The following is a 482-nucleotide window of genomic DNA, read 5'->3' on the forward strand; positions in this document are numbered from 1 at the left end:
GAAGGATGCTTATGGCAATCTTGTTGCAGGATTAGGCAATGACCTTACCTTTGACATTGTTGACGGGGGTGGTAACAAGCCGGATACGAACAAGGTTGTTCTGTCGAACATTCAAGAGACACCAGCTCAAAGCGGCATTTATGTAGCCACATTGCAAGGCACGCTTGTCGGAACTTATAAAATTACACCGAAGGTTTCTTCTGTTGCTGTTGGAACTCTTGAAGCCACTGTGACGATAAAGGGCGGTAAAGTCGATGGGGGAAAAGGAAATTCCACCTTTATCGCATCTTCGACATCATTTAACGCAGGTGATAGCAAAGGATCAACACTCACCTTTACAGCGAAGGATGCTTATGGCAATCTTGTTGCAGGATTAGGCAATGACCTTACCTTTGACATTGTTGACGGGGGCGGTAACAAGCCGGATACGAACAAGGTTGTTCTGTCGAACATTCAAGAGACACCGGCTCAAAGCGGCATTT

Annotated in this window: 1 protein-coding gene; it reads left to right on the plus strand. The window is 46.1% G+C overall.

Annotation, left to right across the window (positions count from 1 at the left end):
* A partial coding sequence (locus H3S94_RS11750) for a hypothetical protein (RefSeq protein ID WP_198241178.1) occupies positions 1-482 on the plus strand: 482 nt, incomplete at both ends.

This window comes from Bartonella sp. B10834G3 (assembly GCF_016102505.1).
Classification (GTDB): domain Bacteria; phylum Pseudomonadota; class Alphaproteobacteria; order Rhizobiales; family Rhizobiaceae; genus Bartonella; species Bartonella choladocola.